This window comes from Micromonospora halotolerans, from assembly GCF_032108445.1.
In the GTDB taxonomy this organism is placed as follows: Bacteria; Actinomycetota; Actinomycetes; order Mycobacteriales; family Micromonosporaceae; genus Micromonospora; species Micromonospora halotolerans.
The window spans coordinates 6,107,079-6,120,460 of record NZ_CP134876.1; the positions used below are offsets into that span (position 1 = coordinate 6,107,079).

12 protein-coding genes and 1 pseudogene are annotated in these 13,382 nt (G+C 68.2%); 4 read left to right on the forward strand and 9 right to left on the reverse strand.

What is annotated here, in order from left to right:
* Window positions 1–105: 105 nt before the first annotated feature.
* Window positions 106–969, reverse strand: a complete 864-nt coding sequence (locus tag RMN56_RS28720) for an aminoglycoside phosphotransferase family protein (protein ID WP_313720923.1) — start codon at window positions 967–969, stop codon at window positions 106–108.
* 225 nt (window positions 970–1,194) lie between these two features.
* Here RMN56_RS28720 and RMN56_RS28725 point away from each other — a divergent pair.
* Together RMN56_RS28725 and RMN56_RS28730 are read left to right on the forward strand one after the other, a co-directional pair.
* Window positions 1,195–1,365: pseudogene (locus RMN56_RS28725) on the forward strand (IS701 family transposase); the annotation flags it as partial.
* Between the two features lie 419 nt (window positions 1,366–1,784).
* A complete protein-coding gene (locus RMN56_RS28730) occupies window positions 1,785–2,945 on the forward strand; it encodes an endo-1,4-beta-xylanase (protein ID WP_313720925.1) in 1,161 nt (386 codons plus the stop codon).
* A 122-nt stretch (window positions 2,946–3,067) separates the two neighbouring features.
* Here RMN56_RS28730 and RMN56_RS28735 read toward each other — a convergent pair whose 3' ends face one another.
* Complete coding sequence (locus tag RMN56_RS28735; RefSeq protein ID WP_313720927.1) at window positions 3,068–4,216, reverse strand: amidohydrolase family protein; 1,149 nt, start codon at window positions 4,214–4,216, stop codon at window positions 3,068–3,070.
* Between the two features lie 105 nt (window positions 4,217–4,321).
* Between RMN56_RS28735 and RMN56_RS28740 the strand changes: the two genes are divergently transcribed.
* Window positions 4,322–4,672, forward strand: coding sequence for a Rieske (2Fe-2S) protein (locus tag RMN56_RS28740; RefSeq protein ID WP_313720928.1), 351 nt, complete (start codon window positions 4,322–4,324; stop codon window positions 4,670–4,672).
* Window positions 4,673–4,690: 18 nt separating this feature from the next.
* Here RMN56_RS28740 and RMN56_RS28745 read toward each other — a convergent pair whose 3' ends face one another.
* The 7 genes from RMN56_RS28745 to RMN56_RS28775 form a co-directional block, all read right to left on the reverse strand.
* A complete protein-coding gene (locus tag RMN56_RS28745; RefSeq protein WP_313720930.1) occupies window positions 4,691–5,719 on the reverse strand; it encodes a Gfo/Idh/MocA family protein in 1,029 nt (342 codons plus the stop codon).
* Window positions 5,719–6,717: a Gfo/Idh/MocA family protein gene (locus RMN56_RS28750; protein ID WP_313720931.1), complete on the reverse strand. Its 999-nt coding sequence runs from the start codon at window positions 6,715–6,717 to the stop codon at window positions 5,719–5,721. Before RMN56_RS28750 ends, RMN56_RS28745 begins: the two co-directional genes overlap by 1 nt.
* The gene (locus RMN56_RS28755) at window positions 6,714–7,925 is read right to left on the reverse strand and encodes a hypothetical protein (RefSeq protein ID WP_313720933.1); all 1,212 of its coding nucleotides are present in this window, start codon (window positions 7,923–7,925) and stop codon (window positions 6,714–6,716) included. Before RMN56_RS28755 ends, RMN56_RS28750 begins: the two co-directional genes overlap by 4 nt.
* Before the next feature lie 2 nt (window positions 7,926–7,927).
* On the reverse strand, window positions 7,928–8,914 hold the full coding sequence (locus RMN56_RS28760; protein WP_313720935.1) for a carbohydrate ABC transporter permease: 987 nt from the start codon (window positions 8,912–8,914) through the stop codon (window positions 7,928–7,930).
* On the reverse strand, window positions 8,911–9,909 hold the full coding sequence (locus tag RMN56_RS28765; protein WP_313720937.1) for a carbohydrate ABC transporter permease: 999 nt from the start codon (window positions 9,907–9,909) through the stop codon (window positions 8,911–8,913). Before RMN56_RS28765 ends, RMN56_RS28760 begins: the two co-directional genes overlap by 4 nt.
* A gap of 75 nt (window positions 9,910–9,984) precedes the next feature.
* Window positions 9,985–11,304, reverse strand: coding sequence for an ABC transporter substrate-binding protein (locus tag RMN56_RS28770; protein WP_313720939.1), 1,320 nt, complete (start codon window positions 11,302–11,304; stop codon window positions 9,985–9,987).
* Window positions 11,288–12,292 carry a helix-turn-helix transcriptional regulator gene (locus tag RMN56_RS28775; protein ID WP_313720941.1) on the reverse strand — a complete coding sequence of 335 codons (1,005 nt, stop codon included), beginning with the start codon at window positions 12,290–12,292 and terminating at the stop codon, window positions 11,288–11,290. Before RMN56_RS28775 ends, RMN56_RS28770 begins: the two co-directional genes overlap by 17 nt.
* A gap of 50 nt (window positions 12,293–12,342) precedes the next feature.
* Here RMN56_RS28775 and RMN56_RS28780 point away from each other — a divergent pair, with 50 nt between their 5' ends.
* On the forward strand, window positions 12,343–13,365 hold the full coding sequence (locus RMN56_RS28780; RefSeq protein ID WP_313720944.1) for a LacI family DNA-binding transcriptional regulator: 1,023 nt from the start codon (window positions 12,343–12,345) through the stop codon (window positions 13,363–13,365).
* Window positions 13,366–13,382 lie beyond the last annotated feature (17 nt).

Consider the following 13,382-nt stretch of genomic DNA (forward strand, 5'->3'; position numbering starts at 1 on the left):
GATCGTCAATCAGCCCGCCGTCCAGCCCCCTGGCCGCTACTGCAAGTCAAGCGCTCTGGAGCCTACGACGTCATGTTCTGCCATGTAGTACCTGGAGGTCGGCTGCTAATTCAGCACCGCACGGAAGGCGCGCTCGCCGATGCCGCGCATCAGCGGGTTGTCCGCCGAGTGCGTCAGGAAGACCAGGGACAGGACAAGCGCCCACCCACGCGACCGCTCCCAGGTCGCGTCGTCTGCGCGGCCATACGTCTGTCGAAGAGCAGCACGCTGCTCCGCCGTGAACAGCATCCAGGCCACGGACAGGTCGGTGGCGGGATCGCCCGAGGTGATGTCACCGAAGTCGATCACGGCGCTGATTCGGCCGCGGTCGACCAGGATGTTGGCCGGGTGCAGGTCCCCGTGCAGCCACAGCGGCGGACCGTCCCAAGCAGGTGTAGCGGCGGCCGCCTCCCAGATCCGCAGTGCGGCGACACGGTCAGCCGGATCGACGTGCGCCAGCCCGGCCAGGACTCCCTCGGCGCGCCCGGCCAGTGGAATCCCGCGAAACGGGTTGACGGGCGCCTCCGAAGGAGCCGGGGCATGCAGCGCGCCCAAGAAACCGCCGAGCGTCGCCGCGGCCGACCAGAGGTCGTCGGGCTTCGACCGCGCCGCGATCCGGCCCGGGAAAAACGGCACGACACTCCATGACCACGGGTACTGAGTCGTCGGCTGCCCGACACGCACCGGCGCTGGCACCGGCAACGGCAGGCGGCCGGCCAATTCCGGCAACCACCGCTGCTCGTGCGCAACGAGTTCGGCGGCCATGGCGCGCCGCGGCAACCGGACCAGGAACTCCTCACCAAGCCGACACACAAGGTTGTCCCAGCCGTTGGCCAGGACCTCGACCGGCAAGTCCGCTAGATCGGGGTGCTGCTGATCGAGCAGACGACGCACCAGTTCGACAGAGACTGGGACCTCCGCAGCGGGCATTCGGTGAACTGTCACAGCGAGAACCCTACGACCGCACCCCGGCGCGCTTGGAAGCCAGTCAAGGAAATGGCTCGGCCGTGCAAGGCCATCACATGATCCGCCGGACACCCCCTATAGCCCACGCCCAGATCCTTAAACGAGCGGGCCGAGCTGGGCGTCACCGACCCTTGCCATTCGTTGTCGCGGATCTTCGCCCGGCCGGGTGTCCCCTCCCCCACGATAATTTGGGTGATCGGCGACGAGGTCTACGGCGCCGACCCCAGCCTGCGCGGCGACCTCGAGCAGCGTGGGATCGGCTACGTCCTGGCGGTCGGATGCGACCGACGCGCGGCCGTCAACGACGGCCGCACACTGATCCGCGTCGACGAGCACACCGACCCGATCCCCCGACGCGAGTGACAGCAGCACTCTGCACAAGTCTTGACAATTGCTCGGCGCTCTACGGCGCATCTCCCTGTTGCCGGTCCGTGCCCCCAGAAGAAGCCGAGGGCATGTCTGTGGCCGTCATGCGGCGACCACTCCAGGCCGTCACCTCGACTCCCGCCGAGTCACCACCAAGCACGTTTCTGTGCCTGGCCCAGCCATAGTGCCGCCCTGGTGACCACTCTGCTCGACTCCACTGCCGGCGACTCGCAGTCGGCTCACTCTTGAGCCTTCCCACGAGGTGGTCGACGGGTGTATACGTGTGTAAATCGATTTGCGCAGTGGCAATGGATCGGCTCGCCACGGGCGGCCAGCGCTGTGACAGTGGTCGCCTGACCCTGTCACAGCACCTCAGGCCCGGTTCTTCGAACAACTCGGTGAAGGAGAATGCGATGGCAGGTCAGGGAGGTCTCCGTCGGAGGTCGTTCCTCTTCGGCGGCATGGGAGCCGCGGTGCTGCTGGGTGGTGGTGCGTCGCAGTTCATGAACATGAGAGCGGCTTGGGCGGCACCGACAGGCAACCTGTATCAGGCGGCGCTGGCCAAGGGGATCCGGTACGGCTCCTCGACCGCGACGTGGCAGGTGCAGCCGGACCCCGACTACGCGGCGCTGTATGCGCGCGAGAGTGGGATGCTGCTCACCGAGGACGACCTGCTGTGGTATCGACTCAAGCCAACGCAGACCGCGCCCCTGGACTTCAGCTACGGCGACCAGATCGTGTCGTTCGCCGCCGGCAACGCTCAGCCGGTGCTCGCGGCGCACCTGGCCTGGGACGAGGGACTGGGTGACGGGTGGGAACCGGACGCCCTCTACAACCTCAGCACCCAGGACGCGCGCGACCTTCTGTTCGGGACGATCCAGCAGGAGGTCACGCACTATGCCGGCCGGGTGAAGGCCTGGGTGGTGGCCAATGAGGTAACCGACGGGCGGCGCAAGGACGCCAACGGGTTCTGGACGGTCGAGCCCTGGTACCAGACGATCGGGCCGACCTTCGTCGAGGAGGCGTTCAACCTCGCCCACCAGTGTGACCCGAACGCTCTGCTTCTCATCAACGACTTCGGATTCGAGACCGGGTCGGACGCGGTGGCTCGGCGGACGTCGATGCTCAAGGCCATCGACTATCTGAAGAGCAAGAACGTCCCGGTGCACGCGCTGGGGATCCAGGCACACCTGAATGCGAACGGGTTCAGCCGGCAATTCGATATAGCGGCCTACCGGACCTTCCTGTCGGACGTCGCGGCGCGGGGGCTGTCCATCTTCATCACCGAGATGGATGTTCAGGACGACGGCCTGAAGGCGGACATCCCCAGCCGTGACGCGGGTGTGGCGAACGTGTACGCGCAATATCTGTCCGTGGCCCTTCAGGAGCCCGCGGTTAAGGTCGTGCTCAACTTCGGGCTGAGCGACCGCTACACGTGGTTGCAGGAGGACTTCCCGCGCAAGGATGGAGCCGCGCGCCGGCCGCTGCCCTTCGACGAGAACCTCCAGCCGAAGCCGGCCTACACCGCGATCCTGCAGGCCTTCCAGAACGCTCCGGCACGCACACCACTGTGATCAGATTCGGCAAAGTGCACTCTCAGGCTCTGACCGGCGCAAACGCGCCGGTCAGAGCCTGGGACCCAGATAGCGGTGGCCACCCGAGGGCTCCTCACGCGCCACCGGATCGGCACGGATCATCAGAGTCGGTCGCCGTAGGTCTCCACGGCGTTGTCGCTGCTCACCCGCTGCCTGATCGCTGGCGGCAACGACGCCAGGGCGTGCCGCGGGTCGTCGAAGTCCCAGTGCGGGTAGTCGGAGCTGAACATCAGGGTACGGTCCGCGCGAGCGATCTCGCAGAGCACGTGCAGGTGGTGGCGGCGCTTCGGCTCCGGGAGTGGCTGCGTGGTGAACCGGACGTGATCCACGACGTACTCGCTGGGCAGTCGTCTCACCCACGGCACCTCGTCGCGCAGGCCCTTGACGTTCTTGTCGAGCCGCCACATCACGTCGGGGATCCAGCCCAGCCCGCCCTCGGTGATGATCACCTTGAGGTTCGGGAAGCGCTCGAAGACCCCGTGGCAGACTAGGCTGATCACGTTCGCCTGGAACACCTGGCTGAGCCCGCTGTGCCACTCGACGTAGTACGTCGGTGTCCCGCCTGCCATCGGCGGCGAGGTACGGAAGACGCCTTCGCCCGAGTTGGGGTGGACGGCGACCGGAAGGCCCACCTCGTTCGCGGCCTCGTAGATCGGGTAATAGTGCCGCAGCCCCATCAGGATGCCGGTGAGCGGCAGCAGCACGCCGACGAAGCGTTCGTCCTCGGCCGCGCGCCGGATCTCCTGGGCCGCCAGCACCGGGTCCTGGGCACCGACCACGATGTAGCCGCGGTACCGGTCGTCGGCATCGAGCCAGGTCGTGGCCAGCCACTGGTTGTACGCCGAGGCGATCATCGCTGCGGCATCCGGGTCGGGCATGGCCCCGAGCCCGAGCACCTCGCCGCCGATGAGCACCGCACGGTCGATACCGTTGCCGTCGAGCAGCTGTTGCGCCGTGAAGGCCGGGTCGGCGCCCGGCGCGGACCCGTCCGGCGCACGGGCGTCGTCGCGGAGCACCCCGGCCGGGTTGAGGTAGAGCATGTTCCGCGGGATCGACACCGCCTCGCGGTGCCCGATCGTGGTGAGGCTACGGCGCTCGTCGAGGCCCAGGCGACGCTGCGCGGCCTGGGAAAGGAACGGCCGGAGCTCCCCGAGGCCGCTCTTGGTGATCGGGTGGACGTCGCAGTCGACGAGTCGGTAGCGGCTCGGTGCGGCCGCCTCGGCGATGGGCTGGTCGAGCAGGTCGGCCATGGGAACTCCTGTCCGGACAGTCGTTGCGGAGATGGCTCGAAGCCGCCAAAGTTATGCATAGCAAATCGATTGGCAGGTCGGTAGACGGATCAGTGGGTGGGCCGCATGGAAGTTCGGGTCGGCAGCGTCGAGGAGGTGCGCCGGGACGGGTGCAGGATCGTCGAGGTGAACGGGCGGTCGGTCGGCGTCATCAGCATCGGCGAGGAGTTCTTCGCGATCATCGACAGGTGCCCGCACATGGGTGCGTCGATGTGCGCGGGCTCGCTGAGCGGTACCTTCGTCGCCTCCGAGCCGCACGAGTACGTCTACGGCAAGGCCGGCCGGGTGATCCGCTGCCCCTGGCACGGCTGGGAGTTCGACCTCGAGAGCGGCCGGTCGCTCCTGGAGCCGAAACGCTTCGGACTCAAGACCTACCGGGTCACCCAGCTGGACGGCGAGGTCGTGCTGCACGCCTGAGCATCACTGGGCACCGCGCTATCGGAGCTTGACGACCTGCCCCAGATTCGAGGAACGGTAGCCCGCCAGCGCGACCTCCAGGGCGCGCACGCCGTCCTGCCCCGTCGCACACGGGTCCTCAATCACGCCTGCGCGCACCGACGCGAGGAACGCCTCGATCATCGCCCGATCGGCGTCCTCGGCGAACGACGCCTGACGCAGGCCCCGCGGACCGCCCTCACCGGCGCTGATGACGTTCAGCGCCTCGGCCCCGTCGGTGATCTCCAGCGAGCCCTCGGTGCCGACCAGGCGGAGGTAGAAGTCGTAGTCGTGCGGGTGATTCGCCGGCACCGACCAGCTCGGGTCGATGCTGCCGACCGCACCGTTCTCCAGGCGCAACGAGACCACCGCGACGTCCTCGACGTCGAGGTTCCAGAGCAGCGACCCGGCCTCGGCCGACACCTCGGTCACTTCGAGCCCGCTGACGTGCCGCATCACGTCGGTGACGTGGACGGAGTGGTCGATGAGCGCCCCTCCGCCGGCGGCCACCGGGTCGGTGATCCAGCCGGGGTACGCCGGGGGCAGCGGCGGGCGGCCGCGGTTGCCACCGACCAGGCCGATCAGATCGCCCAACCGGCCGTCGCGGACCGCCGTACGCGCCCGCTCGACCATGGGCAGGAAGCGGGACACGAACGGCTGGTGCAGCTGCACGCCCGCGGCCGCGCAGGCGGCGACCATCGCCTCGCCGTCCTCGACCGTCGTGGCGATCGGTTTCTCGCACAAGACGTGCTTGCCGTGGGCGGCGGCGAGCTCGACGTGGACGCGGTGCTCGTCGTTGGCGCTGCACACCAGCACGGCGTCCACCGCGGGCGAGGCCAGCAGCGCCTCGGCGTCGCCGGTGAGTGGTACGCCGAAATCCTGGCGGATCCAGCGGGTGTGCTCGGGCTCGGGATCGTACAGGCCCACGACGCAGGCGTTCGGCGACGCGGTCAGCGCCCGCGAGTAGGCCCACACGTGGCCCATGTGCGCGGCGCCGAGGATCGCGACGCCGACCGGCTTGCGGCTCATCAAAGCTCCCACCTGATCAGGTCGATCGTCTGGCCGGTGCGGGCCGATTCGAGGGCGGCGAGTGCCGTGCGCAGCGACTCGACCGCCTCGACGGCGGGCACCGGCGGGGGTCCGCCGTCGCGGCAGGCCTGGAAGAACGCGCTCAGCTCGTGGGTGAACTCGCGGTCGCCGAGCACGTCCCACCACTCCGAGTCACCGTCGTGGGCGTGCAGTACGCCGCCGATCATGTGGTCGTAGTCCCACGACAGCTGGCCATCGGTGCCGGTGATCTCGGCCCGGAGCTTGAAGCCGCGCGAGGCCGGGTGGGCCCAGCTGCACTCGATGTGGGCGATGGCGCCGTTCTCGTAGCGGACCGTCGTCAGGGTGTAGGTCAGCGCGCCCGCGTCGCTGTCGGCCGCCATGCAGTGCACGCGTACGGCGGGACTGCCGATCACCCACCGGGCGTAGTCGAAACTGTGCACGGCCTGGTCGAGCAGCGGACCACCGGATGTCGCGGGGTCGGCGAGCCATCCCCCCTCGCTCCACCCAGGTAGCGAGGTCGTCGTCGAGTGGCTGAGCATACGTACGAGCCCGATTTCGCCCGACGCCGCCAGGTCGCGGGCGAGCCGGTGGTCCGGGCCGTAGCGGGCCACCTGCCCGATCGAGAGCAGGCCGGGCGCGGCGTCGGCGGCCGCGAGGACGCGGCGCGCCTCGTCCATGGTGCGCGTGATCGGCTTCTCGCACAGCACGTGCCGGCCCGCCCGAAGGGCGGCGATCGTGGCGTCGGCGTGGGCGGTCGGCGGCGTGCAGATGTCGACGACGTCGACGCCGAGGTCGAGCAGCGCGTAGAGGTCCGGCACGACTTTCGCGCCGTGCCGGTCGGCGATCCGCTCGGCCTTGCCCCGGACCGTGTCGGCAACGGCGGCCAGCCGGACGCCCGGGGAGTCGCGGTAGGCGTGCGCGTGGACGCCGGCGATCATGCCGGCCCCGAGCAGGCCGACCGTCAGCTCGCCGGTCATCGCGCACGGCCCGCGATGGACGGCGCCTCCGTGTGGAGGTCGGGCCCGAAGAACAGGAATACCACGAGGTCCTCGCTTCCGGTGTTGGCGACCTCGTGCTCGCGGGTCGCCGCGTCGTGGGTGACCACCAGTTCGTCCCGGCCCGGCTCGCCGCCGCGCACCTCATGCCCGGCGAGCCTGCCGTCACCGGTCCAGGCGAAGACGCTGTAGACGCCGGGCTCGCGCAGCCGGTGGACGCCGCCCGGCGGGACGACGAGACGCTTCCCGGCGTACTTGCTGGTGTTGTAGAAGACCCAGGTCTCCTCGCCATCGCCGTCCGCGCCGACGACGGGCTGCGGGCTCAGGTGGCGGTTCTCGTAGAACCACGGGTCGCCGTTGACCTCCCAGTCCACGAAGCCGAGCGGGAACCGCTCGCCGTGCTTGTCGCGGTCCCGCGGCCGGACGTCCTTGAACAGCAGGTCCTTGGAGATGATCCGGCCGGCGTTCAATGCCTGGAACATCGACAGGACGTCGGAGTCCTCCTGCAACTCGAGGGTGAGAGCCGTGCCGGGGGCGTGCAGCACGCCGGACGGCACATGGAATCCCTCGCCGGCTACCTGCAGCTCCGCGCGGGCATGCCGAAGGATCAGGTCGCTGTCCCAGTCGACGAGGTAGGGCAACAGCACCTCGTGCGCCGACTGCTCCGCGATCCACGGGTGCACGCCGAAGAACGTCTCCGGGTGCGCGCCCGGGTCGACACCCGGCAGGAAATGGTAGGACTCGTCCTTGGCGTTGCGGCCGACCAGCGACGCGAACTCCTGGGGCGGATGGATGTGGTAGGGCAACCGGTGGGCGTAGTCGAAGATCTTCGCCAGCCGCCCCAGTCCCGCGGGATGCGAGGCGGCGTACGCCGCGCCCAGGATCGCCGCCGGATCGGCGGCAACGGCGTCGCGCAGCAGGAGCCGCTCACCGTGCTCCCCCACGACGTGGCTGAGCCCCTCGTCCTGCGGACCGACGCGGTTGTCCGCCTTCGTCGTCGAGGCGAGCCACCGCTCGCAGATCGCGCCACGCTCCCCGACGTCGTAGGCGTTCTCGGGTAAACCCAGCCGCCGGCCCGGCGGCAGGAAGTCGCGCGCGACCCACGCCGGCTCACACCTCAGCACGCCGTCCCCGGCTTCGAGTAGCCGGGCGAGCACGTCGCGGGCTCCACCCGGATTCGCCGTCGCCACGGTCAGCCCTTCACACCGGTGAGGGCGATGCCCTGCACGAACTTCCGCTGGAAGACGAGGAACACGATGATCATCGGCAGGGTCGCGATCACCGACCCGGCGAAGAGCAAGGTCCAGGACGTGCGGTTCTGCACCACGAACAGGGCGAGCCCCACGGGCGCGGTGATCTTTTCGGGGCTGGACAGGATGATCAGGGGCCAGAAGAAGTCCTCCCACGCCCCCTGGAAGGTGAAGATCGCGTTTGCCGCGAGCGCCGGCGCGCACAGCGGCAGCACGACCGACCGGAAGATCCGGAACTCGCTCGCACCGTCGATGCGGGCGGCCTCCAGCAGTTGATCCGGGATCGAGAGCATGTACTGACGGATGAGGAAGATGCCGAACGCCGACACGATCCCCGGCATGATCAGACCCCAGTAGGAGTCCAGCCAGCCGTGCCCGCCGTTGCCCATCCAGTCGTTGCCACCGAAGAACGGGATGTGCTTGATGATCAGGTAGTTCGGGATGAGCGTGACCTGGCCGGGAACCATCATCGTCGCCAGGAAGAGCATGAAGATCACGTTACGGCCGGGGAACCGGCGCTTGGCGAAACAGTAGGCGCACAGGGCGTTGAAGAATGTCTGCAGCACGGTGATCGCGATCGCGACGAAGGCGCTGTTCACGAACCACCGCCAGTCACCGTGTCCCTGGCCCTGCTGGGCCTTGGTGAGGTGACCGACATTCAAGAAGCCCTTGTAGCCCTCCAGGGTCGGGTCCTTCGGAACCCAGTGCGGCGAGGTGGAGAAGATCTCCCCCATCGGCTGGAACGACGCGCTGATCAGCCATGCGAACGGGGCCACGAACAAGATCGCGAGCGGGGCGAGAACCAGGTACGTGACCACCTTCTGCTGCCACGTGAACCGGTTGACCCCGTTCCGCGGCGACCTTCGGTCCGGCGCAGCGGGCTCCGGCGCCGCCTGACGCAGGTCGACTCCTGCGACGACGCCGCTCATGCGTCGAACCCCTGCCGCATGAGGCGCAGCTGGAGCGCCGTGAACGCGAGCAGCATGAGGAAGAGCGCGAACGCCAGGGTGCTGGCATAGCCCATGTCGAAGTACTTGAACGCCCAGAGATACATGTAGTAGACCATCGTCGTCGTCTTGTTGACCGGTCCGCCGCTGGTCATCACGAAGATCTGGGTGAAGACCTGCAGCGAGCTGATGATCCCCATGACGGCCAAGAACAGGGTGGTGGGCCGGAGCATGGGGATCGTGATGTACCGCAGGCGTTGCCATACGCCGGCACCGTCGATGCGGGCCGACTCGTAGAGCTCGTCGGGGATCGCCTGCAGCCCGGCGAGGTAGACCACCATCGAAAAGCCGGTGCCCGCCCACACGCTCATCAAAATGACCGCCGGCATCGCGAGGTTCTTGTCCGACAGCCACAGCAAGGGTGCATCGATGAGGTGCGCCTGCAGCAGGTAGTGGTTGAACAGCCCGTAGTCACCGTTGTAGAGCCACTTCCAGAGGATGGCGGAGACCACGAACGGCGTGACGACCGGAAGGTAGAACGCGGCCCGGAACAGGCCGCGCAACCGCAGCGGCAGGTTGAGCAGAAGCGCCAGCAGCAGCCCGATCGCCATCGAGAGCGGAACCGAGGCGCCGCTGAAGTAGATGGTGTTCAGCACCGACCCGGTGAACCGCTCATCCTGGATCATGTCGCGATAGTTGTCCAACCCGACGAACGGCCGGTCCGGCTCGATGATGCTCCACCGGTGGAAGGTCAGGTAAACGGCGAAGATCAGGGCGGCCAGTGTGAAGACCGAGAAGATCAGCATGCCGGGCAGCAGGAAGACGTACGCCGACCGTTGCGTCCAGACCCGGGCCGCAACGCCGCGCCGGTTCCCGTGCGGGATCTCGCGTCTGAGGCGTGGCCGGGTCCATCGCCCGCCGGCCTTCACAGGGACCGCGTCCGTCTCGGTCCGCCCCAGCGGCCGTGCCGTCGCCATCACCGTCTCCTTTCCTCCGTGCGTCACCGGGCCGGTCCGGCCCGGTGACGCATCGCCGGTGCTGTGGCCGCTCGGTCAGCGGGCCAGGATCGCCCGGCCCTGCTCGGCGGCGTTGTCCAGCGCCTCCGCAGCGGTCTGGTCGCCATAGATGGCCTTGCCGAGTTGCTCGTTGAGGATGGTCTCGATCCGCGGGTACTTCGGATTGGAGACCGTGCTCGCGACGCCGCACGACATCAGGTCGGCGAAGGGCTTGAGCACCGGCTTCTCCGTGGCGAGGTCGGGGCTGCCGAGCAGCGACTTCGTCGGAGGCAGCAGCGTGCCCTCGGTCTTGTACGTCCAGTTGGCCAGGTTGTCGGGTTGCGAGAGGAACTCCATCCACAGCCACGCGGCGTCGGAGACCTTCGTCTTGCTGAACATCACCAGCGAGTCTCCGGCGATGGTGGTCTTGCACCCGGCGGCCCCGTCGGGGAGCGGCGCCGCCGCCCACTTGCCCGTGAGCTTGGGGTACTCGTCTGCGAGGGTGCCGGCGAACCAGGCGCCCGCCACGTACATCGCCACGTCGCCCTTCGCGAACGCCACCCGGCCGTCGTAGGAGTTGGAGTTGAGGTAGTCCCGCGGCGAGTACTTGGCGAGGTTCACATAGAACTCGGCCGCCGTCTTGCCCTGCGCGCTGTCGAAGGCGATGTCCTTGCCGTCCTTGGTCAGCGCGTCGCCACCGGCCTGGTAGAGCCAGGGGTACCAGTAGTACGCCGACTCGGAGGCGAACATCTCGAAGCCGTACTTGCCGTTCGCGGTGTCGGTGAGCTTCTCTGCGGCGGCCTTGAACTCGTCCCAGGTCTTCGGCGGGCCGTCGATCCCGGCTTCTTTGAAGCGATCGGTCCGGTAGAACAGACCGGTCGTCTCGCCGTCGAACGGCAGTCCCCACATCTTGTCGTTCCAGGTGACGAACGTCTTGAAGCCATCGACGTAGTTGTCCGGCTTCACGATCTCGCCGCGCTCCATGTAGCCGCCGAGGTCGACGAGCGCCCCTCGGGCGGCGTAGTCGCTGGTGTCGCTTGCGTTGATGTAGGCGACGTCTGGGGGGGTGTTGCCGGCGATGCGGGTGCTGAGGACCTGCTGCGCCTGTTCCGCGGGGGCGTTCTCGAATTTGATCGTGATGTTCGGATGCTGCTTGTGGAACTCGGCGGCCATCTTCTTCATCTGCGGTTCGTTGCCGACCCAGGAGAAGAACGTCACGGTCTGCGGCGTGGTCGGGTCCTTCACCGGACCCGGACCCTTGCCGATGTTGGTGTCCGGCTTCTTCCCATCGCTTCCGCACGCCGCGACGCTCAGCGATGTCGCGAGGGCCAACGCAACGATTGCCGCAGTCTTCCAGGACTTATGGAACCTCACCACGCCTGCTCCCTACTACTCGCTGTGTGGAAGTTACGGAGCCTTGAACGGATGCAAATCGATTGGCTAGTTGGCGGGCAGTCTCGCCAAGGAACCGGGCATTTGTCAATGGATCCGGGTGTGCTGCATCACATTGTGACGACCCCGAGATCCCTGGGAGCGCTGCCGCGTGTCCGCCTGAACGCTCCGATGGAGCGGTGCCGTACCGGCGCCGGTACGCACGACCGAAGTGCGAGAGGCTGTTGAAGCCTGCGGCGTGACACACCTCGGTCACGGACAACGAGGTCGACGCGAGCAGGGAACGGGCGAACCGCAGACGGCGCTCCTGCAGGTAGAGCTGGAAGGACGAGCCGGTGTACTCCCGGAACCGCTCGCTGAAGTAGTTCGGCGACAAGTGCGCCCGCCGGGCGGCGTCGGCGAGCGAGATCGGCTCGCGAAAATGCCGATCGACGTAGCGGACCGCGACCCGCAGCTCATCGGTCACGCCGAGGCGGTGGTCGGCGACCGCCGCCTCGACCGGTTGGTGCCGCGCGAGCTCGACCACCAGGCATCCCACGAGCGCCTCGACCAGTCGTGCGCTGCCCAGCCGTGGCTGCTCGAACTCGGCTTGGAGCCGGCGCAGGTCGACTTCCGCATCGAGAAAGTCGTCGCTCTGCCACGGGAGGTCACCGACCGAGGGCGGCCCCAGCCCGGCGAGCTGTCGCTCCATGAGCCCCGGGTCGATGACCGTGTTGTAGCAGCCGAGCGGCTCGTGACCGATAGACCGGATGGCGTGGAAGTCCGCGGGCGACAGCAGGAAGGCACTCCCCCGGCCGATGGCTCGCGGAGCACCGTTCACCACGTGCTCAGCCGCCCCTGAGACCACCAGGCACAGTTCGTAGTAGTCGTGCCAGTGCACGTCGACGGTGCGCAGCCGTGGGCGCATCACCCGCGCACCGCTGTCGGGAAGGAGCAGCGACTCGCTGCTGAACCGCTCGACCAGGTCGCTCATGGGACGACCCCAAATCGTTTTGGCACCAGATCTCCCAGTAGGATACGGCCATGTCGAGGAGCGAGGCAGCGTCCGACCAACGCTCGCGCGTGACGATCGCGCAGGTCGCCAGCCGCGCCGGGGTGAGCCCCACCACCGTCTCCCACGTGTTGTCCGGCAAGCGCACGGTCGCAGTCGCCACCCGAGGCACCGTGATAGAGGCGATCCGCGAACTCGGGTACCGGCCGAACATCGTGGCCCGCAACCTGCGGACCCGGCAGTCGCACATGATCGCGGTCGTCGTCCCCGACATCACCAACCCGTTCTACGCCGTGCTCACCCGAGGTCTGGCGGACGCCGTCGACGCCGCCGGGCACGGGACATACGTCTGCAACACCGACGGCCAGCACGACCGAGAGCGCAGGTTCTTCCAGGACGCCATGGACCGCGGAGTGGACGGCATCGTCTTCGCGTCCGGCGAGACCGCCTCGCAGGTCACGTTCGGGGAGGCCGACAAGCAGACTCCCATCGTCTGCATCGGTGACCAGCTCGACCATCCCCTCTGCGACGCGGTCATCCCTGACGATGAGACCGGCTCTCGCGCTGCCGCCTCCTTCTTGGCCTCGCGCGGCTACCAGCGGATCGCAATGATCCAAGGCCCGCCTCACTACGGCGCGGCGCGCACGGCGGGCTTCCGTTCGGCCATGCAGGCCGCGAAGCGGAAGGTCCCCGTCGAACGAATGGTGCGCGGCGACTGGACCCGCAAGGGAGGCTACGAGGCCATGAAGACGCTCATGGCGCTCGAGGTCCGACCCGACGCCGTCTTCTGCGCCAACGACCTGATGGCGATCGGCGCGCTCGACGTGGCCCACGAGCTCGGACTCTCCGTCCCGCAGGACGTGGCCATCGTGGGCTTCGACGACGTCGACGCCGCCACTATCGTGACACCGGGGCTGACCACGGTCCGCAACCCGGCCTACGAGGCCGGCGGCACAGCCGGCGACCTGCTGATGAGCCGGATGTCGGGCCGCTACACCGGTGCCGGACGGACCGTTGTGCTGCCCTGCCCGCTGATCGAGCGCGGCACCGCCTGAGCGGCGACCGACCACCG